The 26989-nt window shown below is 76.4% G+C and carries 3 protein-coding genes; all 3 read left to right on the top strand.

Features of this window, described 5'->3' with window-relative positions:
* The first annotated feature begins 15 nt into the window (after positions 1-15).
* From ABGA99_RS21315 to ABGA99_RS21325, 3 genes are read left to right on the top strand one after another with little or no spacing between them, the layout of a single operon-like run.
* Positions 16-10683, top strand: a complete 10668-nt coding sequence (locus ABGA99_RS21315) for a type I polyketide synthase (RefSeq protein WP_347583214.1) — start codon at positions 16-18, stop codon at positions 10681-10683.
* A 1-nt stretch (position 10684) separates the two neighbouring features.
* Positions 10685-17173, top strand: a complete 6489-nt coding sequence (locus ABGA99_RS21320) for a type I polyketide synthase (protein WP_347583215.1) — start codon at positions 10685-10687, stop codon at positions 17171-17173.
* Positions 17170-26988 (top strand): type I polyketide synthase, encoded by a 9819-nt coding sequence (locus tag ABGA99_RS21325; protein WP_347583216.1) that lies wholly within the window; start codon positions 17170-17172, stop codon positions 26986-26988. The genes ABGA99_RS21320 and ABGA99_RS21325 overlap by 4 nt, the downstream gene beginning before the upstream one ends.
* Position 26989 lies beyond the last annotated feature (1 nt).

The following is a 26989-nucleotide window of genomic DNA, read 5'->3' on the forward strand; positions in this document are numbered from 1 at the left end:
CGTGAAGGACGCGCCATGGCCGAGGACGTAGCCAAGCTCCGCGACTATCTCAAGCGGGTCACCGTGGACTTGCGCAAGGCCCGGCGGCGCCTCCAGGAGGTCGAGGACCGGGCCGCGGAGCCGATCGCGATCATCGGCATGGCCTGCCGCTTCCCCGGCGGGGTCGGTTCGCCCGACGAGCTGTGGCGGCTCCTCGTCGAGGAGCGCGACGCCATCGGCCCGTTCCCGGCCGACCGCGGCTGGGACCTGGAACGCCTCTTCGGACCGGGACCGGGCGGTACGACCACGGTGCGCGAGGGCGGCTTCCTCGACGACGCCGCCGGCTTCGACGCGGAGTTCTTCGGCATCTCGCCGCGTGAGGCGCTGGCGATGGAGCCGCAGCAGCGGCTGCTGCTGGAGAGCGCGTGGGCCGCGCTGGAGCACGCCGGCATCGACCCGGCGGGGCTGGAGGAGGCGAAGGCCGGGGTCTTCGTCGGCCGCAACTACCACGAGTACGGGGCCCCGCTGGAGTACGCCCCGGGGGCGGTCGAGGGGCACCTCGTCACCGGGTCCGTGGCGAGCGTGGCGTCGGGGCGGATCGCGTACACGCTCGGTCTTTCCGGTCCCGCCGTCACCGTCGACACGGCCTGCTCGACGTCCCTGGTGACGCTGCACCTGGCGGCGCAGTCGCTCCGCTCCGGCGAGAGCGATCTCGCCCTCGCCGGCGGGGCGACGGTGATGTACACGCCGGGCACCTTCGTGGAGTTCGGCAAGCAGGGCGCGCTCGCCGCCGACGGGCGGTGCAAGGCGTTCGCGGCGGGCTCGGACGGCATGGGGATGGCGGAGGGCGTCGGCGTCCTCGCGCTGGAGCGGCTGTCGGACGCGCGGCGCCGCGGGCACCGCGTGCTGGCGGTGGTGCGCGGATCCGCCGTCAACCAGGACGGCGCCAGCAACGGGCTCACCGCCCCCAGCGGCCCGGCCCAGCAGCAGGTCATCTGGGCGGCGTTGGACAACGCGGGCCTGGCTCCCGGCGACGTGGACGCGGTGGAGGCGCACGGTACGGGCACGGAGCTGGGCGACCCGATCGAGGGCCGGGCGCTGCTCGCGACGTACGGGCAGGGGCGTACCGCGGACCGGCCGCTGTGGCTGGGGTCGGTCAAGTCCAACATCGGGCACACCCAGGCCGCGGCCGGGGTCGCGGGGATCATCAAAACGGTCCTGGCGATGCGGCACGGGCGGTTGCCCAGGACGCTGCACGTGGACGAGCCGACGCCGCACGTGGACTGGGAGTCGGGCGCGGTACGGCTGCTGACGGAGGCGCGTGCGTGGCCGGAGGCGGACCGGCCGCGGCGGGCGGCGGTCTCGTCGTTCGGCATCAGCGGCACCAACGCGCACGTGATCCTCGAACAGGCCCCGGAGGCGCCGGAGGCCGCGGAGCAGCAGCCGCAGGCACGTCCCGGGGCGCCGCTGTGGCCGCTGTCGGCGAAGACGCCGCGGGCGCTGGCCGCCCAGGGCGCGCGGCTCGCGGCGTACGTCGAGCGCCACCCGGACACGGAACCGGCCGACGTCGCCCACACCTTGGCCACGTCCCGGGCCGGGCACCGGCACCGCGCCGTGGTCCTGGACGGCGACCCGGCGGCGCTCGCCGCGCTGGCCGAGGGCGCCGCGCACCCCTGCCTCGTCACCGGCCCGGCCACCGGCCCCGTGGCGGGCGCGTTGGCGTTCCTCTTCTCCGGGCAGGGCAGCCAGCACCCGGGCATGGGCCGGGACCTGTACGCCGCTTTCCCCGCCTTCGCCGAGGCGCTGGACGAGACGACGGCGGCGCTCGACCCGCATCTCGACCGTCCGCTGCGCGAGGTGATGTTCGCCGGGGAGGGCTCGGCTGAGGCCGGGCTGCTGGGGCGGACCCGCTACGCGCAGCCCGCGCTCTTCGCCTACGAGGTCGCGCTCTTCCGCCTCCTCGGCCACTGGGGCATCACCCCCGGCCACCTCGCCGGCCACTCCGTCGGCGACGTCGCCGCCGCCCACTGCGCCGGTGTCCTCGGCCTCGCCGACGCCGGTCTGCTGGTCACCACCCGGGCCCGCCTCATGCAGGAGATGCCCGCCACCGGCGTCATGATCTCCCTGCACGCCGCCGCGGACGAGGTCGCCCCGCACCTCACGGAAGGCGTCACGATCGCGGCGCTCAACAGCCCGACCGCCACCGTCATCTCGGGTGACGCCGCCGAGGCGCGTGCCGTCGCCGAACGGTTCCGTTCCCGTGAGCTGCACGTGAGCCACGCGTTCCACTCCCCCCACATGGACGGCATGCTGGAGCCGTTCCGCGAGGTCGTCCGCACCCTCACCTTCCATCCCCCGCGGATACCGATGGCGACCGACGCCGACCGGCTCCGCGACCCCGAGCACTGGGTACGCCACGTCCGCGAACCCGTCCGCTTCGCCGACCACCTCGCCCGGCTCGCGGAGAACGGCGCCGGCGCCTTCCTCGAAGTCGGCCCCGACGCCGCCCTGACCACCCTGGCCGGCCAGACCTTCGCCGACGGCACCGACCACCTCGCCGTCCCCCTCCAGCGCCGCACCCGCGACCAGCGCCACACCCTCCTCACGGCCCTGGCCACCCTCCACACCCACCACGCCGCCTCCCCCGCCTGGCCCGCGCTGCTCCCCGGCGCCCGCCTGGCCGACGACCTCCCCACGTATCCCTTCCAGCACAAGGACTACTGGCTCCCGCCCTTCGCCCCCGGGACGTCGCTGGCCGGCCGTGACGCGCACCCCTTCATCGAGACCGTCACCCGCCCCGCGGACGGCGACCGCCTCGTCCTCGGCGGCCGGCTCTCCCTGCGTACGCACCCCTGGCTCGCCGGCCACGCCGTCGCCGGCAGCGTCCTCCTCCCCGGCACCGCGTACGTCGAACTCGCGCTGTCCGCGGCGGCGCGGCTGGACGAGCGGGACCTGGGCGTGGAGGAGCTGACCCTGCACGCGCCCCTGGTGCTGCCGGATGCGGGGACCGTGGAGATCCAGGTGCTGGTGGCGGAGGCCGACGCCGCGGGGCGGCGGGAGATACGTATCCACGCGCGGCCCGAACCCGGGGGCGTGCCGCCCGGCCCCTGGACGGAGCACGCCTCCGGCCGCCTCGCCGCCCTCCCCGCCCCGGCGGCCGACCGGCAGGACCCGGCCGCCTGGCCGCCCGCGGGAGCGGAGCCGGTCGCGGTGGACGGGCTGTACCCGGGGCTCGCGGCCCTCGGCCTGTCCTACGGGCCGGTGTTCACCGGCGTACGGGCCGCGTGGCGGCGCGGCGACGAGGTGTTCGCGGAGGTGGTGCTGCCCGAGGAGGCCACCGCCGACGCCGCACGCTTCGGCATCCACCCGGCGCTGCTCGACGCCGCCCTCCACGGCATCGGGCTCGGCCTCGGCGCGGGCCGGGAGCCCGACCGGGCACAACTGCCGTTCTCCTTCGGCGGGGTGCGGCTGGAGGCGGTCGCCGCCACCGCCGTACGGGTGCGGCTGGCACCGGCCGGGCCCGACGCCGTCGCGCTCACGGTCGCCGACGCGCTCGGGCAGCCCGTCGCCGCCGTCGACGCCCTGGTGACGCGGCCGTTCGCCGCCGACCGGCTCGCGCGCCCCGCGACCGACTCGCTGTACCGGCTGGACTGGGCCCCGGTCGCGACGGACACGGAGGCGGCGGGCCCGGCCGGCGCCGCCGGCAGCACCGGCATCGGCGAGATCGCCGAGATCGGCGAGATCGCCGACACCGCCGCCCTGCCGGAGATCCCCGAGGCCGTCGTCCTGCCCTTCGGCGAGGCGGCCGACGCCACCGCCGCGCTCCACCGCGCCCTCGACGTGGCACGTACCTGGCTGGCCGACGAGCGGGCGGCGGCGGCCGATGCGCGGCTCGTCGTGCTCACCCGCCGCGCCGTCGCCGCCGCCCCCGGCGACGTACCCGACCTGGCGACCGCTCCCGTCTGGGGGCTGCTGCGCTCGGCGCAGTCGGAGGCGCCCGGCCGGTTCGTCCTCGTCGACCTGGACGACGACGCGGCCGCGGAGGATCCGGCGCGTACCGTACGGCGGGTCCTCGCCTGCGGTGAGCCGCAGGTCGCCGTACGCGCCGGCCGCCTCACCGCGCCCCGGCTCGTCCGGCACCGGGCCCCCGCCCCGGCGGAGCCGCCGCCGGGACCGCGGTGGGATCCCGACGGCACCGTGCTGATCACCGGCGGCACCGGCACGCTCGCGGGGCTGCTCGCCGCGCACCTGGTGACCGAACACGGCGTACGCCACCTGCTGCTCGCCGGCCGCAGCGGGCCTGCCGCCGCGGGCGCCACCGCGCTGCGCGACGAACTCACCGCCCTCGGTGCCACCGTCACCGTCGCCGCCTGCGACCTCGCCGACCGCGACGCCACCGCCCGGCTCCTCGACGGCATCCCCGCGGCGCACCCGCTGACCGCCGTCGTCCACCTGGCGGGCGTCGTGGAGGACGGGCTGCTCGCGGGGCTCACGTCCGGGCAACTGGACCGTGTTCTCGCCCCCAAGGTGACGGGTGCGCTCCATCTCCACGAGCTGACGCTCGCCCGCGGACTCCCGCTCGACGCCTTCGTCCTCTTCTCCTCCGCCGCCTCCGTCCTCGGCGGGGCCGGTCAGGGCGCGTATGCGGGGGCGAACGCGTTCCTCGACGCCCTGGCCCGGCACCGGCGGGCGCAGGGGCTGCCGGCGGTCGCCCTCGGGTGGGGGCTGTGGGAGCGGATGAGCGGCATGACCGCCGGGCTGGGGGCGGCGGACCGGGCGCGGATGGCGAGGTCCGGGGTCGCACCGCTGCCGGACGCGGAGGCGCTCGCGCTCTTCGACGCGGCGTGCGCGTCCGCCGGTTCCGCCGAATCCGGCGAGCCGGTGCTGCTGCCCGTACGGCTCGATACGGCCGCCCTCGCGGGCGCCGACGCGCCGGCGCCCGTGCTGCGGGGCCTGGTCCGTACGCCCGGGAGGCGGGCGGTGTCGGCCGCGGCGCCCGGTGCGGGGGCGCCGGAGCTGCGGGAGCGGCTGGCCGCCCTGCCCGGTGCCGAGCGCGCGACGGCGGCGCTCGACCTGGTGCGTACGCAGACGGCCACGGTGCTCGGGCACGAGTCGCCGGGCTCCGTACCGGAGGCGCAGGCGTTCCGGGACCTGGGCTTCGACTCGCTGATGGCCGTCGACCTGCGCAACGGCCTCGCCCGCGAGACGGGACTGCGGCTGCCCGCGACGCTCGTCTTCGACTACCCCAGCCCGGCGGCGCTGGCGGGCTTCCTGCTCACCGAGTTCGGCCTCGGCACGGAGACCCGGGCGGACGCGGGCGCGGGAGTGCCGCGGGCGGCCGCGGCGGACGATCCGATCGCGATCGTCGGCATGGCGTGCCGCTACCCGGGGGGCGTCGGCTCGCCGGAGGAGCTGTGGGAGCTGGTCGCGGCGGGCCGTGACGCGATCTCGGACTTCCCCGCCGACCGGGGCTGGGACCCCGAGGAGTTGTACGACCCGGACCCCGACCGCGCGGGCCGGTCGTCGGTGTGGTCGGGCGGCTTCCTGCACGGGGCGGCGGACTTCGACCCCGGATTCTTCGGACTGTCGCCGCGCGAGGCGCTGGCGATGGATCCGCAGCAGCGGCTGCTGCTGGAGACGAGCTGGGAGGCCTTCGAACGGGCGGGCATCGACCCGGAGTCGGCGCGCGGCAGCCGCACCGGCGTGTTCACCGGCCTGATGTACCACGACTACGCGGCCAGGGTGAGCCGTCCGCCCGCGGAGCTGGAGCCCTACCTCGGCAACGGCAGCGCGGGCAGCGTGGCGACGGGCCGGGTGGCGTACACCTTCGGGCTTGAGGGTCCTGCGGTGACGGTGGACACGGCGTGTTCGTCGTCGCTGGTGGCGCTGCATCTGGCGGCGCAATCGCTGCGTACGGGCGAGTGCGACCTGGCGCTCGCGGGCGGGGTGACGGTGATGTCGGCGCTGCAGGCGTTCATCGAGTTCAGCAGGCAGCGGGCGCTGGCGCCCGACGGCCGGTGCAAGTCGTTCGCGGCGGCGGCGGACGGCACGGGCTGGGCCGAGGGGGTCGGTGTGCTGGTGCTGGAGCGGTTGTCGGCGGCGCGGCGGAACGGGCACCGGGTGCTGGCGGTGGTGCGTGGTTCGGCGGTGAACCAGGACGGTGCGAGCAACGGGTTGACGGCGCCCAACGGTCCTTCGCAGCAGCGGGTGATCCGTGCGGCGCTGGCCCACGCGGGGCTGGGTGCCGCCGATGTCGATGCCGTGGAGGCGCACGGTACGGGCACCACGCTGGGCGATCCGATCGAGGCGGAGGCGCTGCTGGCGACGTACGGCCGGGGGCGTGCCGCGGAGCGGCCGGTGTGGCTGGGGTCGGTGAAGTCGAACATCGGGCACACGCAGGCGGCGGCGGGGGTCGCGGGGATCATCAAGATGGTGCAGGCGATGCGGCATGGGGAGTTGCCGCGGACGTTGCACGTGGACGAGCCGACGCCGCACGTGGACTGGGAGTCGGGCGCGGTACGGCTGCTGACCGAGGCGCGGTCGTGGCCGGAGGTGGACCGGCCGCGGCGGGCGGCGGTCTCGTCGTTCGGGGTGAGCGGCACGAACGCCCACGTGATCCTCGAACAGGCCGAAGAGCGGGGTGTGGAGGAGCGCGCCGAGGCGCCGGGGGTGACCTCTTGGCCGCTGAGCGGCCACACGGCGACGGCGCTCCGCGCCCAGGCCGGGCGGCTGCACACGCATCTGGCCGACCATCCGGACGTGTCACTGAGCGGGGTCGCCGACGCGCTGAGTGCACGGGCCCGCTTCGACGAGCGCGCAGTGGTCGTCGGGGCGGAGCGGGCGGAGTTGGCGGCGGGTCTGGAGGCGCTGGCCGCGGGTGCGCCGCATGACGGTGTGGTGCAGGGGACTGTCGTACCGGGGAAGACGGTGTTCGTGTACCCGGGGCAGGGGTCCCAATGGGTCCGCATGGGTGCCCGGCTGCTTGAAGAGTCCGCGGTGTTCGCGGACGCGCTCGCGGAGTGCGGCGAAGCTCTGGCCCCGTACACGGACTTCGACCTGCTCAAGGTGCTCACCGGCGATGATCCTGCGGTGCTGGAGCCGGTGGAGGTGGTGCAGCCCGCGCTGTGGGCGGTGATGGTGGCGTTGACGCGCTGGTGGGAGCACCACGGCGTGCGTCCGGATGCGGTGATCGGGCATTCGCAGGGCGAGATCGCCGCCGCGCATGCCGCCGGTGCGTTGAGCTTGGACGACGCGGCCCGGGTGGTGGCGCTGCGGTCGCGGGCGTTGACGGCCCTGGCCGGTACGGGCGGGATGCTGTCCGTCGCGCTGGACGAGACCGGTGCGGAGGGGCTGCTGAAGAACTGCGGTGTTTCGGGAGACGTGTCGGTCGCGGCGTTCAACGGGCCCGCGGCGGTGGTCGTCGCGGGCCCGGTGGCGGCGCTGGACGCGGTGCAGGAGCACTGTGCCGCCCACGACATCCGGCACCGGCGGGTTCCGGTGACGTACGCCTCGCACACGGCCCTCGTCCAACCTCTCGAAGCGGACCTGGGCAAGCGGCTGTCGGGGATCCAGCCCAGGGCCGCCGACATCCCCTTCTACTCCACCGTCACCGCCGGGCCGGTCGACACCACCACCCTCACCGCCGGCTACTGGTTCACCAATCTGCGTTCCCCGGTGCGCTTCCACCAGACCGTCCAAGCGCTGCTGGCCGACGGCTACGGCCACTTCCTCGAACCCAGCCCCCACCCCGGCCTGCTCACCGCCATCGAGGAAACGGTCGACGCGGCCGACGCCGAAGCCGTCACCCACGCCACCCTCCACCGCGACGACGACAGCCCCCACCGCCTCGCCCTCGCACGCGCCCACACCCACGCCCACGGGCTCGCCACCCGCGCATCCACTCCGCCCCCCGCCCACCTGCCCGACCTCCCCACCTACCCCTTCCAGCACCAGCACCTCTGGCTCGACGCCACCCCCGCCGCGCCCGCCGCGCCGGCGTCCCACCCCCTGGTCGGCCCGCCCGTCGAACTCGCCGGCGGCGACGGCCTGCTCTTCACCGGCAGCCTCTCCCTCCGCACCCACCCCTGGCTCGCCGATCACGCGGTAGCCGGCACCGTCCTCCTCCCGGGGACGGCGCTCCTCGAACTCGCCCTGCACACCGGCCACCACGCCGGCTGCGCCCACCTGGACGAACTCGCCCTGGAGGCTCCTCTCGTCCTCCTGGACGACGGCGCCGTCGACCTTCAGGTCACCGTGGGCGGCGCGGACGAGGGCGGGCGGCGTACCGTCGCCGTCTACGCGCGGCCCCGGGGGGACGCAGCGGGCGAGCCCTGGTCGCGGCACGCCACCGCCACCGTCCAGCCCCACTCGCCGCAGGCCCCGCCGCCGCCCGCCGCCGTCTGGCCGCCCGCGGACGCCACCCCCCTCTCCCTCACCTCGCTCTACGCGCACCTCGACGCCACCGGGCTCACCTACGGCCCCGCGTTCCGGGGGCTCCGCGCCGCCTGGCGGCACGGCGGCGACATCCTCGCCGAGGTGACGCTCCCCGACCTCGCCGACCCGGCGGCCCCGTTCGCCGTGCACCCGGCGCTGCTCGACGCCGCCCTGCACGCCATCGGCCTCGACGGCCGCCCCGGCGACCGCCCGGACGGCGCGCCCCGCCTGCCCTTCACCTGGCAGGGCGTCCACCTCCACGCCCCCGCCGCCCCCGGACCGGCCACCCTGCGCGCCCGCCTCACCCCCGCGGGCCCCGACGCGGTCGCCCTGGCGGCCACGTACGCGGACGGCGCCCCGGCGGTCTTCGTGGACCGGCTCGCCCTGCGTCCGCTGCCCGTCGCGGAGTTGCGCACCCGCGCGACCTCGCTCTACGAGGTCGAGTGGTCGGCGCCCCCGAGCCGCCCCGGCGCCCGTACCCCCGCCGGAAGCGACGACGACCATCCCCTCCTCGTCGTCGGGGACGAGGAGGACGCGGCCGACGTACCGACCGCCGCCCGCGCCGTCCTGCTGCGCACCCTGGGCGCGCTCCAGACCTGGCTGGCCGACGAGCAGAACGCAGACCGGCGCCTGACCGTCGTCACCCGCAATGCGGTGGCCCTCGGCGACGAGTCGCCGAACCTGTGTCACGCGCCGGTCTGGGGCCTCGTCCGTTCCGCGCAGGAGGAACACCCCGACCGCCTCGTGCTGGTCGACACCGACGACCGCGAGGAGTCACGGCACGCGCTGACCGCCGCCGTCGCCTCCGGCGAGCCGCAACTCGCCCTCCGCGGCGGCGCGCTCAGTGTCCCGCGCCTCGTCCGCGTCCCCCTCCGGCCGGACCCCGCCGCACCCCCCGCCCCGGGGTACGCCGACGGTACGGTCCTCGTCACCGGCGGCACCGGCACGCTCGGCGCGCTGGTCGCCCGGCACCTGGTCGCCGAACACGGCGCCACGCACCTGCTGCTGACCAGCCGCCGCGGGGCGGAAGCGCCCGGCGCGGACGCCCTGGTGGCCGAGCTGACGGAGCTGGGCGCGGACGTCACCGTCGCCGCCTGCGACGTCGCGGACCGCGAGGCGCTGGCCGCTCTGCTGGCCGGCATTCCGGCCGGCCGTCCGCTGACCGCCGTCGTGCACGCGGCCGGCACGGTCGCCGACGGCGTGCTCGACTCGCTGACGCCGGAGGCCGTCGACCGGGTGCTGGCGCCGAAGGCCGCAGCCGCCTGGGCGCTGCACGAGCTGACGCGCGCACTGCCCCGGCCGCCCGCCGCGTTCGTCCTCTTCTCGTCCTTCGCGGGTACGGGCGGCTCCGCGGGCCAGTCGAACTACGCCGCCGCCAACGCCTTCCTCGACTCCCTCGCCCACCACCGCCGCGCCGCCGGGCTGCCGGCGACCTCGCTGGCGTGGGGGCTGTGGGAGTCCGCCTCCGGCATCACCGGCGCGCTCGACGCGGCGGACCGGGCGCGGATCGGGCGTACCGGCGTCGCCCCGCTGGCGACCGCCGAGGCCCTGGCCCTCTTCGACGCCGCGCTCGCGTTCCCCGAAGGACGGCGCTCTCCCGCGCTGGCGCCCGTGCGGCTCGTACCGGCCAGGCTGCGGGCCCTCGCCGCCGCCGGGGAACTGCCCGCCCTGCTGCGGCGGCTGGTCCAGGCGCCCGCGGCGCCGGGCGCGGCCCCGGCGGCGGCCGAGCCGGCGGACGACCTGGTCGCGCGGCTGTCCGCGCTGCCAGAAGCGGAACAGGAAGCGGCCCTCCTGGAGTTGGTACGCGCCCAGGTGGCGGACGTGCTCGGGCACGCGGACCGCGCGCAGATCGACGCGGAGCGCGGCTTCAAGGACCTCGGCTTCGACTCCCTCATGGCGATGGAGCTGCGCAACCGCCTCCAGCGGGCCACCGGCACCCGGCTGCGGGCCACCCTGGTCTTCGACTTCCCGGCCCCCGCGGCGGTCGCCGCACACCTCCGGGAACGGCTCGACCTGGGCACCGCCGGCCCGGCACAGGCCCTGCTCGGCGAGCTGGACCGGCTGGAGGAGAGCCTGACCGTACTCGCCGGGTCCGCCGCGGCGCTCGGCGCCGACCGCGGCCGCATCACCGTACGGCTGCGCGGCCTGCTGGCGCGCTGGCACGACGAGCCGCAGGACCCGGGCACCACGGAGCCGGAGAGCCGCGGCGATCTGGACGCCGCGACGGACGACGACCTGTTCGACCTGGTCGAGAACCTGGGGAACTCCTGACATGGCAGAGCGCAGCGGACCGGTGAGCGGTCCCCAGAACGAGGCGAAGCTCCGCGACTACCTGAAGCGGGCCATCGCGGACGCCCAGGACGCGCGGCAGCGGCTGCGCGAGGCCGAGGACCGGGTGCGCGAGCCGATCGCGGTCATCGGGATGGCCTGCCGCTTCCCCGGCGGGGCGGACACCCCCGAGGAGTTGTGGGACCTGGTCGCCCGGGGCGGCGACGCCGTCGGCCCGTTCCCCGCCGACCGCGGCTGGGATCTCGACGCGCTCTACGACCCCGACCCGGAGGCGAGCGGCACGACGTACACCACAAGCGGCGGCTTCCTGCCCGACGTGGCCGACTTCGACCCCGCCTTCTTCGGGATCTCGCCGCGGGAGGCGCTGGCGATGGACCCGCAGCAGCGGCTGCTGCTGGAGACGGGCTGGGAGGCGTGCGAGCGCGCCGGGATCGATCCGGTGTCGCTGCGCGGCAGCCGCACCGGCGTCTTCGCCGGGCTGATGTACCACGACTACGGCTCCCGGCTGGCGGAACTCCCCGCCGACCTGGAGGGGTACGTCGGCAGCGGCAGCGCGGGCAGCGTGGCGACGGGCCGGGTGGCGCACACGCTCGGGCTCGAAGGCCCGGCGGTGACGGTGGACACGGCGTGCTCGTCGTCCCTGGTGGCCGTGCATCTGGCGGTGAACGCGCTGCGGCTCGGGGAGTGCGGTCTCGCCCTGGCGGGCGGGGTGTCGGTGATGGCGACGCCGGACACCTTCGTGGAGTTCAGCCGGCAGCGCGGGCTGGCGCCGGACGGCCGGTGCAAGTCGTTCGCGGCGGCGGCCGACGGCGCGGGCTGGGCGGAGGGCGCGGGGCTGCTGCTGCTGGAGCGGCTGTCGGACGCGCGGCGGCACGGGCACCGGGTGCTGGGGCTGGTGCGTGGTTCCGCGGTGAACCAGGACGGCGCGAGCAGCGGGCTGACCGTCCCCAACGGGCCTTCCCAGCAGCGCGTCATCCTCGACGCGCTGGTGAACGCCGGGCTCGCCGAGTCGGACGTGGACGCGGTGGAGGCGCACGGTACGGGTACGGAGCTGGGCGATCCGATCGAGGCGGAGGCGCTGCTGGCGACGTACGGGCGGGGGCGTGCCGCGGAGCGGCCGGTGTGGCTGGGGTCGGTGAAGTCGAACATCGGGCACACGCAGGCGGCGGCGGGCGTGGCGGGGATCATCAAGATGGTGCAGGCGATGCGGCATGGGGAGTTGCCGCGGACGTTGCACGTGGACGAGCCGACGCCGCACGTGGACTGGGAGTCGGGCGCGGTACGGCTGCTGACGGAGGCGCGGTCGTGGCCGGAGGCGGACCGGCCGCGGCGGGCGGCGGTCTCGTCGTTCGGCATCAGCGGCACCAACGCGCACGTGATCCTCGAACAGGCCCCGGACGAAGCGGAGGAGGACGCGCGGGCGTCGGGTCCCCGGGCGGTGCCGTGGCCGTTGTCGGCGAAGACGCCGGGGGCGCTGGCCGCCCAGGGCGCGCGGCTGGCGGCGTACGTCGAGCGGCACCCGGACGCGGACCCCGCCGACGTGGCGTACACGCTCGCCACGTCCCGGGCCGGGCACCGGCACCGCGCCGTGGTCCTGGACGGCGACCCGGCGGCGCTCGCCGCGCTGGCGGAGGGCGGCGCGCACCCCCATCTGATCACCGGCCCCGACGCCATCCCTGTCCCCGGCAAGCTGGCCTTCCTCTTCACCGGGCAGGGCAGCCAGTACCCGGGCATGGGCCGGGACCTGTACGCCGCTTTCCCCGCCTTCGCCGAGGCGCTGGACGAGGTGACGGCGGCGCTCGACCCGCATCTCGACCGTCCGCTGCGCGAAGTGATGTTCGGTGCGGAAGCCGAGGTGCTGGGCCGGACCCGGTACGCCCAGCCCGCCCTGTTCGCGCTGGAGGTCGCCCTCTTCCGGCTCCTGGAGCGGTGGGGCGTCACACCCGACGTGCTGGCGGGGCACTCGGTGGGGGAGGTGGCGGCGGCCCACTGCGCGGGCGTCCTCGATCTCGCGGATGCGGCGTTGCTGGTCGCCACCCGGGCCCGGCTGATGCAGGAGATGCCCGCCACGGGCGTCATGATCTCCCTCCAGGCGTCCGCGGAGGACGTCCGTCCCCGTCTCACCGAGGGTGTGACGATCGCGGCTCTCAACAGCCCGACGGCCACCGTCATCTCCGGTGACGCCGACGCCGCTCGTGCGGTCGCCGCGGGGTTCCGCGCGCGTGAGCTGCACGTGAGCCACGCGTTCCACTCCCCCCACATGGACGGGATGCTGGACCCGTTCCGCGAGGTCGTGCGCACACTGACGTTCCAACCGCCGCGGATACCGCTGGCGACCGACGCCGACCGGCCGGCGGATCCGGAGTACTGGGTGCGCCAGGTGCGCGAGCCGGTCCGGTTCTCCGCGTCGATCGACGCGCTCCGGGCCGCGGGCGTGACCACGTACGTGGAGACCGGGCCCGACGCCGCCCTCACCACGCTCGCGTCGGAATGCCTCACCGACACCGGCACCGACCCGCTCACGGTCCCGCTCCAGCGCCGTACCCGCGACCAGGTCCCCACGCTCCTCGCCGCCCTGGCCACCCTCCACACCCACCACGCGGCGGCCCCCGGGTGGGACGCCCTCGTCCCCGGCGCCCGCCTCGCCGACCTCCCCACCTACCCCTTCCAGCGCCAACGCCTCTGGCTCGACGCGCCCCCCGCCCTCGCCACCGCCGGCCACCACCCGCTGATCGGCCCGGCCGTCGCGCTCGCCGACCGCGACGGCGCGACCGTCTTCGCGGGCACTCTCTCCCTCCGCACCCACCCCTGGCTCGCCGACCACGCCGTGGGGGACTCCGTCCTCCTCCCCGGCACCGCGTTCCTCGAACTCGCCCTCCACGCAGTCCGCCACACCGGGCGCACCGCGCTGGACGAACTCGTCCTCACCGCCCCCCTGGCGATTCCGGCCACCGGCGCCGTCGAGCTGCAGGTCACCGTCGAGGGCACCGAGGTCGCCGTCCACTCCCGTCCCGCCGGGGACGACGGCCACCGCGCGCCCTGGACCCGCCACGCCCACGGCACCGCGACGGACACCGCGGCCCCGGCGCCCGACCCGGCCACCGGCGCCTGGCCCCCGGCAGGCGCCGTCCCCGTCCCGCCGGCCGAGCTGTACGGACGCCTCGACGCCGCCGGCCTGCGCTACGGCCCCGCCTTCCGGGGGCTGCACGCCGCCTGGCGGCACGGCGACGCGATCCTCGCCGAGGTCGCCCTCCCCGACGACGCCGGCGCCACCCCCGGCGCCGACCGGTTCGCGCTGCACCCCGCCCTCTTCGACGCCGCCCTCCACGCCGTCGCCCTCACCGGCGACGCACAGGACACGACCGGGTTCCTCCCCTTCGGCTGGACGGACGTCCACGTCCACCGCACGCAGGCGCGCGCCCTCCGGGTACGGATCGTCCCCACCGGCGCCCACGCCGTCACGCTCGACGCCACCGACCCGGCGACCGGCCGACCCGTCGTCACCGTGGGGACGTTGCTGCTCCGCCCGCTCGCGGCCGCCCCGGCCGACTCGCTGCACCGCCTCACCTGGCCGCCGCTGCCCACCGCCGCCGGCACCACCGCGACCGGCACCACCGCGACCTGGGCCGTCCTCGGCACCGGCGACGCCGGCGACCTGCTCGCCGCGCTGCCCGCCGCCCGCTCCGTACCCGGGCCCGGCGCCGCGGCGCTGCCCGAGGCGCCCGACCTGCTCGTGCTCCCCGTCACCACCGACGACGTACCCGGGCCCGCACCCGCCGCCGCGCACGCCGTCGCCGTCCGTGCGCTGGACACGATCAACGCGTGGCTCGCCGAGGACCGCCTCGCCGCCACCCGCCTCGTCGTCCTCACCCGCGGCGCCGTCGCCGTCGGTGCCGACGAGGACCCCGACCTCGCCGCCGCCACCGCCTGGGGCCTCGCGCGCGCCGCGGCGGCGGAGCACCCCGGGCGGCTGGTCCTCGTCGACACCGACGGCGACCCCGCGTCCCTGCGCGCCCTGCCGCGGGCCGTCGCCTCCGGCGAGCCGCAACTCGCCGTCCGCGCCGGCGAACCGCTCGCGGCCCGCCTCGCCCGCGCCGCCGCCCCCGCGCTCGTACCGCAGGACGACGCCGGACCGTGGCGGCTCGACGTGACCGAGCCCGGGTCGCTGGACAACCTCGCGCTGCTGCCCGCCCCCGAGGCGACCGCGCCCCTGGCACCGGGCCACGTCCGGCTGTCCGTACGCGCCGCCGGCCTGAACTTCCGCGACGCGCTGGGCGCCCTCGGCATGTACCCCGGCGAGGTGACCATCGGCGGCGAAGCCGCCGGGATCGTGGTCGAGACCGCGCCCGACGTCACCGATCTGGCGCCCGGGGACCGGGTGTTCGGGATGGTACGGGGCGCCGCCGGCCCGCTCGCGACGGCCGACCGGCGGCTCCTGGCACCGATGCCCCGCGACTGGACCTTCGCGCAGGCCGCCACCGTCCCGGTCGTCTACCTCACCGCCTACTACGGCCTGGTGGACCTCGGTGCCCTCAAGCCGGGACAGTCGGTGCTGGTGCACGCGGCGTCGGGCGGCGTCGGGACGGCGGCCGTGCAGCTCGCCCGGCACCTCGGCGCCGAGGTGTACGGCACGGCGAGCCCCGGCAAGCAGGCCGCGCTGCGCGCGCTGGGACTGCCGGCCGACCACGTCGCCTCGTCCCGCACGCTCGACTTCGAGGCCGCCTTCCGCGCCGCGGGCGGCGGCGTCGACGTGGTGCTGAACTCGCTGGCCCACGACTTCGTCGACGCCTCGCTCCGGTTGCTGCGGCCGGGCGGCCGGTTCCTGGAGATGGGCAAGACGGACATCAGGGACGCCGACGCCGTACGCGCCGCGCACGCCGGGGTGGAGTACGCGGCGTACGACCTCATGGACGCGGGGGCCGAGCGCATCGCCGAGATGTTCGGCGAGGTGAGGGCCCTCTTCGAGCAAGGCGCGCTCACGCTGCCGCCGTTGACGGTCTGGGACGTACGCGACGCCCCCGAGGCCTTCCGCCACCTCAGCCAGGCCCGGCACCGCGGGAAGGTCGCGCTGACCGTGCCGCGTCCGCCGGAACCGGACGGCACGGTGCTGGTCACCGGCGCCACCGGGGCGCTCGGCGGGCTGATCGCCCGCCACCTGGCCGGCGCGTACGGCATACGCCACCTGCTCCTCGCCGGACGGCGCGGCGCGGCGGCGCCCGGCATGACCGAACTCGTCGCGGAACTGGAGGGGCTGGGCGCCGCGGTCACCGTGGCCGCCTGCGACGTCGCCGACCGGGAGGCGCTGGCCGGGCTGCTCGCCGGCGTGCCCGCCGCCCACCCGCTGACCGGCGTCGTCCACACCGCGGGGGTGCTGGACGACGGCGTGCTCGCGTCGATGACGGCGGAGCGGCTGCGTACCGTCCTCGCGCCGAAGGCCGACGCGGCGTGGGCGCTGCACGAACTGACGCGGGACGCCGATCTGGCGCTCTTCGCGCTGTTCTCGTCCGCGGCGGGCACGCTGGGAGCGCCGGGACAGGCCAACTACGCGGCGGCCAACGCCTTCCTCGACGCCCTCGCCCGGCACCGCCGGGCGCGCGGGCTGCCGGCGGTGTCGCTGGCGTGGGGGCTGTGGGAGCAGCCGGGCGGGATGAACGCCGGGCTGGGCGAGACGGACCGGGCGCGGCTGGCGCGCGCGGGATCCGGGGCGCTGTCGGAGACGGAGGGGCTGCGGCTGTTCGACGCGGCGCTGGGGGTGACGGAGGCCGTGTCGCTCCCGGTCAAGCTGGACCCGGCGGCGCTGCGCGGGCGGGGGGACGACGTGCCGCCGCTGCTGCGCGATTTGGTGCAGGGCGCGGTGGGCGGGAGCCGGCGGCCCGTACCCGAGCAGGCCGCGCCGCCCGCCGGGGCCCTTGCGCGGCGTCTGGCCGGGGCGACGGCGGCCGAGCGCAGGAAGACCGTGCTCGACCTGGTGTGCCGGGAGGCGGCGGCGGTGCTGGGGCACGCCGACGCCGGGGCGCTGGCGCCGGACGAGGCGTTCGCGGAGCTGGGGTTCGACTCGCTGACCTCGGTGGAGCTGCGCAACCGGCTCGCGCGGGCGACCGGGCTGCGGCTGTCCGCGGGACTGCTCTTCGACCGGCCGACGCCGCACGCGCTGGCGGAACACCTCGCCGCCCTGCTGGCGTCCGCCCCCGCGGAGCCGGCCGCCGACGAGACCCCGGAGGCCGACGAGGCGGCGGTGCGCGCCGCGCTGGCGAGCCTGTCGCCCGCGCGGCTCCGGGAGGCCGGGCTGCTGGACGCGCTGCTCGCCCTTGCGGCGCAGGACCCGCCGCCCCCGTCGCCGGACGAGAGGGAGGAGACGGATCAGGGGGACGAGAGGGACGACGTCGATCTGGACTCCCTGGACGCCGAGAGCCTGATCGCCCTGGCCCTGGGCGACGACGACGCCGACTCCGGCCCGGGTGAGACGCGATGAGCAGCGCACCGTCGACCGAAAGCCTCGTCGAGGCCCTGCGGAAGTCGCTGCGCGAAGGCAAGCAGCTCAAGCGGGAGAACCAGCGGCTCACCGAGGCCGCGCGCGAGCCGATCGCGATCGTCAGCATGGCCTGCCGCTTCCCCGGCGGCGTCGGTTCGCCGGAGGACCTGTGGGACCTCGTGGCCGCCGGCCGCGACGCGGTGACCGCGTTCCCCACCGACCGCGGCTGGGACCTCGACGCCCTGCACGACCCCGACCCGGACAAGCCGGGCACCTGTTACGTACGCGAGGGCGGATTCCTCGACGGCGCCGGGGACTTCGACGCCGAGCTCTTCGGGATCTCGCCGCGCGAGGCGCTGGCAATGGACCCGCAGCAGCGGCTGCTGCTGGAGACGAGCTGGGAGGCGTTCGAGCGCGCCGGGATCGATCCGGCGTCGCTGCGCGGCAGCCGCACCGGCGTCTTCGTCGGCGGCGTACGCCAGGACTACGGGCCCGCGCTGCACGAAACCGTGCCGGACGTGGCGGGCCACCGTCTGACGGGCATCGCGGCGAGCGTGCAGTCGGGGCGGGTCTCGTACGTCTTCGGCCTCGAAGGGCCCTCGGTGACGGTGGACACCGCGTGTTCGTCGTCCCTGGTCGCGCTGCACCTGGCGGTGAACGCGCTGCGCGCCGGGGAGTGCGAGACGGCGCTCGTCGGCGGCGTGGCGGTGATGACGAGCCCCGGTGTCTTCGTGGAGTTCAGCAGGCAGCGCGGGCTGGCGCCCGACGGCCGGTGCAAGTCGTTCGCGGCGGCGGCGGACGGCACGGGGTGGGCCGAGGGCGTCGGCGTGCTCGCCCTGGAGCGGCTGTCGGACGCGCGGCGCCACGGGCACCCGGTGCTGGCGGTGGTGCGCGGCTCCGCCGTGAACCAGGACGGTGCGAGCAACGGTCTGACCGCGCCCAACGGGCCCTCGCAGCAGCGCGTCATCCGTGCGGCGCTCGACAACGCCGGGCTGCGCCCGGGGGACGTCGACGCGGTGGAGGCGCACGGCACGGGCACGCCGCTGGGCGACCCGATCGAGGCGGAGGCGCTGCTCGCGACGTACGGGCAGGGGCGTGCCGCGGAGCGGCCGCTGTGGCTGGGGTCGGTCAAGTCCAACATCGGGCACGCCCAGGCGGCGGCGGGGATGGCCGGGATCATCAAGATGGTCCAGGCGATGCGGCACGGGGAGTTGCCGCGGACGTTGCACGTGGACGAGCCGACACCGCACGTCGACCTGTCCTCGGGCGCCCTCGCGCTGCTGACCGACGCGAGGGAGTGGCGTGCGGCGGACCGGCCGCGCCGGGCCGGGGTGTCCTCGTTCGGCATCAGCGGCACGAACGCCCACGTGATCCTGGAACAGGCCCCGGTCGCCCCGGACACCCCGGCGGCGCCGGCCCCGCCGCCCGCGCACTCCGCTCCGCTCCCGCTCCCGCTGTCGGCCAAGTCCGACGCCGCTCTCCGCGCCCAGGCGGCCCGCCTCCTGGCGCACGTCGAGGACGGGCAGGCCGCGCCGGACCTCGCGTCCCTGGCGCGGTCCCTGGCGACGACACGGGCGACGCTCGACAGTCGCGCGGTGCTGCTGGCGAGCGACCGCGAGGAACTGGTGCGCCGGCTCGGGGAGGTGGCGGCCGGGGAGGCGGAGCGGCCGGGGCACGTCGCCTCGCCGCGGGACCTGACGGCGTTCCTGTTCACGGGGCAGGGCAGTCAGTTTCCGGGGATGGGGCGGGAGTTGTATGAGGCGTTCCCGGCTTTCGCCGGGGCGCTGGACGAGGTGTCGGGGGCGGTGGATCCGCATCTGGACCGTCCGCTGCGTGAGGTGATGTTCGCCGGGGAGGGTTCGGCGGAGGCCGGGGTGCTGGGTCGGACCCGGTTCGCGCAGCCTGCTCTCTTCGCGCTGGAGGTCGCTCTCTTCCGGCTGCTGGAGGGGTGGGGTGTCACACCGGACTGGCTGGCGGGTCACTCGGTGGGGGAGGTGGCCGCCGCGCACTGTGCGGGCGTCCTCGATCTCGCGGATGCGGCGTTGCTGGTCGCCACCCGGGCGCGTCTGATGCAGGAGATGCCCGCCACGGGCGTCATGATCTCGCTGCGTGCTGCGGAGGAGGAGGTCGTCCCGTTCCTCACCGGGGGTGTGACGATTGCGGCGCTCAACGGCCCGGCGGCCACGGTCATCTCCGGCGACGCGGCCGAAGCCCGCGCGGTGGCCGAGCGGTTCCGTTCCCGTGAGCTGCATGTCAGCCACGCCTTCCACTCGCCGCACATGGACGGCATGCTGGCCCCGTTCCGTGAGGTCGTCCGCACGCTGACGTTCCACCCGCCGCGGATACCGATGGCGACGGATGCCGATCGCCTGGTGGATCCGGAGTACTGGGTACGGCAGGTCCGCGAGCCCGTCCGGTTCGCCGCGGCGATCGACGCGCTCCGCGCCGCCGGTGTGACCACGTACGTGGAGACCGGACCCGACGCCGCGCTGACCACGCTCGCCACCGAGTGCCTCACCGACGCCGACGTCCCCGTCCTCACGGTTCCTCTCCAACGCCGTACCCGCGACCAGGTCCGCACCCTCCTCGCCGCCCTGGCCACCCTCCACACCCACCACGCCGCCAGCCCTGCCTGGGACGTACTCCTCCCCGACGCCCGCCTCACCGAACTCCCCACCTACCCCTTCCAGCACCGGCACCACTGGCTCGCCCCCGCAGCCACCACCGGGGACGTCACCCACGCCGGCCTCGGTGCCACCGATCACCCCCTCCTCGGCGCCGTGGTCGAACTCGCCGACGCCACCGCCGACGGCCTCGTCCTCACCGGCCGCCTCTCCCTCCCCACCCACCCCTGGCTCGCCGACCACGCCGTCGCGGACACCGTCCTCCTCCCGGGCACCGCGATGGTCGAGTTGGCCCTCCACGCGGCCCGGCAACTCGGCGGCGGCCACGTCGACGAGCTGACCCTCGCCGTCCCGCTGCGCGTCCCGGCGACCGGAGCGCTCGACCTCCAGGTCGCCGTAGGAGCGGGTGACGCCGAGGACCGGCGGCCCGTCAGCATCCACTCCCGCCCGGCAGGCGAGGGCGACGGCGCACCGTGGACCCGCCACGCCGAGGGGACGCTTCTCCCCGCCCCCGAGAGCCGCCCCGCGCCCCCCGCCGACACCGCGTGGCCGCCGGCCGGTGCGCACGCCGTGGACCTGACCGGCGCCTATCAGGCGCTGACCGAGCGCGGCTACCACTACGGGCCCACCTTCCGCGGACTCCGCCGGCTGTGGCGAGCCGCCGACGGCGACGAGGTCTACGCCGACGTGGAGTTGCCCGAGGACGCGTTCACCGACGCCGACGCCTTCGGCGTGCACCCGGCTCTGCTGGACGCCGCCCTGCACGGCCTCGTCCTCAGTGCCGAAGCCGTCGAGACCGCCGAAGCCGCCGGGACCGGCGCGGCGGTCCGCCTCCCCTTCGCCTGGGCGGGCATCCGCCTGCACGCCACCGGCGCCACCACCCTGCGCGTACGCCTCACGCCCGCGGGACCCGACGCCGTCACCCTCCACGCCGACGATCCGACCGGGCAGCCGGTGGTCACCGTGGAGCGGCTGACCCTGCGCGCGAGGGCACCCGGGGCCACGACGCGTACGGCCGCCGCCCGGGACATGCTGTACCGCCGGGAGTGGATCCCGCTGCCCGACCTCCCGCGGCCGGACACGGGCCGGTGGGCCGCGCTCGGCACCGCCCCCTGGCCCGGCTTCGACGGGCCCGTCTTCGCCGGCCTCGCCGGCCTGGCCGACGACGTGGCGGCCGGCCGTATCGAGCCGCCCGCCGCGGTCTTCGCGCCCCTCACCACCGCCCGCGATCCGGAGCCCGGGGCCGGGACGGTCCACGCCGCCTGCGCGGAGGCCCTGTCCCTCGTCCGGTCCTGGGCGGCGGAGGACCGCTTCGCCGACGCCCGGCTCGTGCTGGTCGCCGGGGAGGACGTGCCGGCGCTGGTACGGGAGCCGGTGCAGGCGCTCGTACGGGTCGCGGAGTCGGAGTCCCCCGGCCGCTTCGTCCTCCTGGACCTGGACGCGACCGCGACCCCGGCGCCTGATCTCGTCGGAACCGCTCTGGCCGCCGGAGAGCCGCAGGTGGCGCTACGGAACGGGCGGCTCACCGCCCCCCGCCTGACCCGCCACACCGCGGAACCCGCAGCCGCTCCGCCCGCCTGGGCCGCCGACCCGGCCGCCACCGTCCTCCTCACCGGAACGGGCACCCTCGCCGGCCTTGTCGCCCGCCATCTGGTCACCCGCCACCGCACCCGCCACCTCCACCTCGTCTCCCGCCAGGGCGACCGGGCCCCCCACGCCGCCCGCCTGCGCGACGAACTGACGGCCCTGGGCGCCACCGTCACCGTCACCGCCCGCGACCTCACCGATCCCCGGGCCGTCCGCGCGCTCGTCGACGGCATCGACCCCGGCCACCCCCTCCGCGCCGTGATCCACACCGCCGGGGTCGTCGACGACGCGCCGGTCACCCGCCTCACCCCGGAGCGGCTGCACGCGGTCCTCGGCCCGAAGGTCGACGCCGCCCTCCACCTCCACCGGGCCACCGCCCACCTCCCCGACGTGGCCTTCGTCCACTTCTCCTCCGCCACCGCGACCCTGGCCACCCCCGGCCAGGCCAACTACGCCGCCGCCAACGCCTTCCTCGACGCCCTGGCCACCGCCAGGCCCCGTACCCGGGCGATCGCCTGGGGGCTGTGGGCGGAGACCAGCGGCATCACCGCCCATCTGACGGCGGACGACATCGCGCGGATGGCCCGTCACGGCCTCCGGCCCCTTAAGACGCAGCAGGCCCTCGATCTCTTCGACGCCGCGATCGGCGACCCGGCGCCGGCTCTCGCGGCCGTACGCTTCGAGCCCGCCGCCCTCCGCGCCCGCGCCCGGGACGCGACGCTGCCCCCGCCGCTGCGTGCGCTCGCCCCGGCCCCCGCCGCCGCCCCGCGCCGCGCCGCGCGGACGCCGGGCGACACCGCGGGCGTGCCCCTCGCCGACCGGCTCGCCGGACTCGCCCCGAAGGAACGGCAGGCGGCGCTGCTCGACGTCGTGGCCGGCGAGGTGGCCGCCGTGCTCGGCCATCCGCGCACCACGCCGATCGAGCCGACGCGCGGCTTCAAGGATCTCGGCTTCGACTCCCTGACGGCCGTCCATCTGCGCAACCGTCTCGCCGACACCGTCGGCCGGCGGCTGCCCGCCACGCTCGTCTTCGACTACCCGGACCCCCGGGCCCTCGCCGACTACCTCGGCACCGAACTCCTCGGCGACCGCGCCGCGTCCGCGCCCACCGCACCACCGCCCGCCGCGGCAGCCGAGCACGACCCGATCGTCATCGTGGGCATGGCCTGCCGCTACCCCGGCGGCGTCACCTCCCCGGAGGAGCTGTGGCAGCTCGTCGCCGCGGGCCGGGACGCCGTCAGCGGCTTCCCCACCAACCGCGGCTGGGGCCTGCACACCCTCTTCCACCCCGACCCCGACCACCCCGGCACCAGTTACGCGCGCCACGGCGGATTCCTGCACGACGCGGGCGACTTCGACGCGGACTTCTTCGGCATCTCGCCGCGGGAGGCGCTGGCGATGGATCCGCAGCAGCGGCTGCTGCTGGAGACGAGCTGGGAGGCGTTCGAGCGGGCGGGCATCGACCCGGGCTCGGTGCGCGGCAGCCGCACCGGCGTCTTCACGGGCCTGATGTACCACGACTACGCCGCCTGGCTCCCGGAGCTGCCGGACGAGGTCGCGGGCTACGTGGGCACGGGCAACACCGGCAGCGTGGCGTCGGGGCGGGTGTCGTACGCGTTCGGGCTGGAGGGTCCTGCGGTGACGGTGGACACGGCGTGTTCGTCGTCGCTGGTGGCGCTGCACTTGGCGGCGCAGTCGCTGCGTACGGGTGAGTGCGAGATGGCGCTCGCGGGTGGTGTCACCGTGATGGCCAGTCCCGGGACGTTCGTGGAGTTCAGCAGGCAGCGCGGGCTGGCGCCCGACGGCCGGTGCAAGTCGTTCGCGGCGGGTGCGGACGGCACGGGCTGGGCCGAGGGTGTCGGCGTGCTGGTGGTCGAGCGGCTGTCCGCCGCGCGGCGCAACGGGCACCCGGTGCTGGCGGTCGTGCGTGGCTCGGCGGTCAACCAGGACGGTGCGAGCAACGGGCTGACCGCGCCCAACGGGCCCTCGCAGCAGCGCGTCATCCGCACCGCCCTCGACAACGCCCGGCTCGTACCGGGGGACATCGACGCCGTGGAGGCGCACGGCACGGGTACGGAACTGGGCGATCCGATCGAGGCGGAGGCGCTGCTGTCGACGTACGGGCGGGAGCGCTCGGAGGACCGGCCGCTGTGGCTGGGCTCGATCAAGTCCAACATCGGCCACGCCCAGGCGGCGGCCGGGGTCGCGGGCATCATCAAGATGGTCCAGGCGATGCGGCACGGCGAACTGCCCGCGACGCTGCACGCCGAGGAGCCGACACCGCACGTCGACTGGGAGGCGGGCGCGGTGCGGCTGCTGACCGAGGCGCGTGCGTGGCCGGAGGCGGACCGGCCGCGGCGGGCGGCGGTCTCGTCGTTCGGCATCAGCGGCACGAACGCGCACGTGATCCTGGAACAGGCCCCGGACGAGCAGGCGGAAGACGCCCCTGCGGTACGTCCCGGGGCCCTGCTGTGGCCGCTGTCGGGGAAGACCCCGGGCGCGTTGGCGGCGCAGGCGGCCGGCCTCGGGCGGCGACTCGACGCTCAGCCCGGACTCCCCGCCGCCGACGTCGCGTACACGCTGGCGACGGCAAGGGCCGGGCACCGGCACCGCGCCGTGGTCCTGGACGGCGACCGGGCGGCGCTGGCCGCGCTGGCGGAGGGCGCCTCCCATCCCCGTCTGATCACCGGACCGGGCGAGGAGCCCGTGCCCGGCAAGCTGGCCTTTCTGTTCACGGGGCAGGGCAGTCAGTTTCCGGGGATGGGGCGGGAGTTGTATGAGGTGTTCCCGGCTTTCGCCGGGGCGCTGGACGAGGTGTCGGGGGCGGTGGATCCGCATCTGGACCGTCCGCTGCGTGAGGTGATGTTCGGGGCGGAGGCGGGGGTGCTGGGTCGGACCCGGTATGCGCAGCCTGCTCTCTTCGCGCTGGAGGTCGCTCTCTTCCGGCTGCTGGAGGGGTGGGGTGTCACACCGGACTGGCTGGCGGGTCACTCGGTGGGGGAGGTGGCCGCCGCGCACTGCGCGGGCGTCCTCGATCTCGCGGATGCGGCGTTGCTGGTCGCCACCCGGGCGCGTCTGATGCAGGAGATGCCCGCGACGGGCGTCATGATCTCGCTGCGTGCTGCGGAGGAGGAGGTCGTCCCGTTCCTCACCGGGGGTGTGACGATTGCGGCGCTCAACGGCCCGGCGGCTACGGTCATCTCGGGCGACGCGGCGGAAGCCCGCGCGGTGGCCGAGCGGTTCCGTTCCCGTGAGCTGCATGTCAGCCACGCCTTCCACTCGCCGCACATGGACGGCATGCTGGCCTCGTTCCGTGAGGTCGTCCGCACGCTGACGTTCCACCCGCCGCGGATACCGATGGCGACGGATGCCGATCGCCTGGTGGATCCGGAGTACTGGGTACGGCAGGTCCGCGAGCCCGTCCGGTTCGCCGCGGCGATCGACGCGCTCCGCGCCGCGGGTGTGACGACGTACGTGGAGACCGGACCCGACGCCGCGCTGACCTCCCTGGCCACGGAATGTCTCTACGGCACCCCGAGCCTGACCGTCCCTCTCCAACGCCGTACCCGCGACCAGGTGCCCACCCTCCTCGCCGCCCTGGCCACCCTCCACACCCACCACGCCGCCACCCCCGGGTGGCCCGGACTCCTCCCCACCGCCCGCCTCGCCGACCTGCCCACCTATCCCTTCCAGCGGCGACACCACTGGCTCGCCCCGCCCGAGGCCACCGTCACGCGCGACACCCTCAACTCCTGGCGCTACGCCCTCACCTGGCAGCCCCACCTCCCTCCGGCCGCCACCGCTCCCGCCCTCACCGGCACCTGGCTGCTCCTCACCCCACCCGACGCGCCCCCGCCCGCCGACCTGGCCGCCGCCCTCGAAACCGCCGGCGCCGCCGTGACCACCGACCCCGGCCACCCGGGTCTCGCCGGCGTCCTCAACCTCGACCCCGACCCCGTGGCCACCCTCCGGTACCTCCAGCGCCCGGAGCCCGTCCCCGCCCCGCTCTGGACCCTCACCACCCACGCCGTCAGCACCGGCCCCGACGACGGCCCGCCCGACCCCGACCACGCGCGGACCTGGGGCCTCGGGCGGGTCGCCGTGCTCGAACACCCCGACCACGTCGCCGGACTCGTCGACCTGCCCCGCGCACCCGGCCCCGGCCACTACGCCCGCCTCGTCCGGCACCTCGCCACCGCGCACCGCACCCACGAGACCCAGCTCGCCATCCGCGACGACGCCGCGTACGTCCCCCGCCTCACCCGCGCACCGCACGCCGGCCCCTCCCCCGCCACGTACCACTTCCGCGACTCCTCCCTGGTCACCGGCGGAACGACGGGCATGGGCCTGCTCGTCGCCCGGCATCTCGCCCGCGCCGGAGCCGACCACCTCGTGCTCACCCGTCCCCCGGGCACGGAGACGGACGCGGCCGAACTCACGGCGGAACTCACCGCCTTGGGCGCCGGTGCCGTCACCGTCGCCGAGGCCGACCTGCGCGAGCGCGCGTCCGTACGCGCCCTCCTGACCTCCCTGCCGCCCGACCGGCCCCTGGTCACCGTCGTCCACACGGAGGAGGCGGACACCTGGTCCCCGCTGGCGGACCTGACCGCCGACGACCTCGCCGGCGTCCTGTCCGTACGCGCCGGAGGGGCCCGGCTGCTCCACGAACTGACCGGCGAACTGGACCTGGAACCGGTCGCGTTCGTCCTCTTCTCCTCCGTCGCCGGCGTCTGGGGCAGTGCCGGCCAGGGCGCCCACGCCGCGGGCGTCGCGTCCCTCGACGCGCTCGCCCACGCCCGGCGCGCCGCCGGGCTGCCGGCCACGTCGCTCGCCTGGGGGCCGTGGGCGGAGGTGTCGGTCGGTGCACCGGACGGCACCGTCGACGAGGACCGGCAGGCGCAGCTCGCGCGGCGCGGCCTCGGCGGGCTGCCGACCGGGCCGGCGCTCGCCGCGCTGCAGCAGGCGCTCGACCACGACGAGACCTTCGTCGCCGTCGCGGACGTCGACTGGGCGCGCCTCGCGCCGGTGTTCGCCGCCGTACGCCCCAGCCCTCTCCTTGCCGCCCTGCCCGAGGCGACCGGCGCACCGGGCGGCGGCGGGGACGGCGCCGAGGGTGCGGAGCCGGCGGGCGACGCCGGCGGGTCGGCGCTCGTCGCGCGCCTGGCGGGACTCGACCCCGACGAGCGGGGGGCGGAGCTGCTGACCCTCGTGCGTACGGCCGCCGCCGAGGTGCTCGGCCACCCCGGGGCGGAGGCGGTGGATCCGAACCGGCCGTTCCAGGACCTGGGGTTCGACTCCCTGGCCGCCGTCTCGCTGCGCAACCGGCTCGGCGACGCCGCCGGCCTGCGGCTGCCGGCGACCCTCGTCTTCGACCACCCGACGCCGGCGGCCGTCGCCGGGTTCCTGGACGGCGAACTGCTGGGCACCGCACCGGCCGACGCACCCGCCGACACACCGCAGCCCGGTTACGACGCCACGGGCTACGACCCCGCCTTCGACTCGCGACCGGAGGTCGCGCGGGCCGTGGCGCGGTTCACCGACGACGAGTTGTTCGCGTTCATCGACGAGCGGCTGGGCACCTTCGGGTCCGGCCGCGGCCAGTAAT

The organism is Streptomyces sp. B5E4, assembly GCF_039871555.1.
Lineage (GTDB): Bacteria > Actinomycetota > Actinomycetes > Streptomycetales > Streptomycetaceae > Streptomyces.

Bases quoted from the DNA above. Each gene is read 5' to 3' on its own strand.
- ABGA99_RS21320 (WP_347583215.1), top strand. From the start codon at position 10,685: ATGGCAGAGCGCAGCGGACCGGTGAGCGGTCCCCAGAACGAGGCGAAG.
- ABGA99_RS21325 (WP_347583216.1), top strand. From the start codon at position 17,170: ATGAGCAGCGCACCGTCGACCGAAAGCCTCGTCGAGGCCCTGCGGAAG.
- ABGA99_RS21315 (WP_347583214.1), top strand. From the start codon at position 16: ATGGCCGAGGACGTAGCCAAGCTCCGCGACTATCTCAAGCGGGTCACC.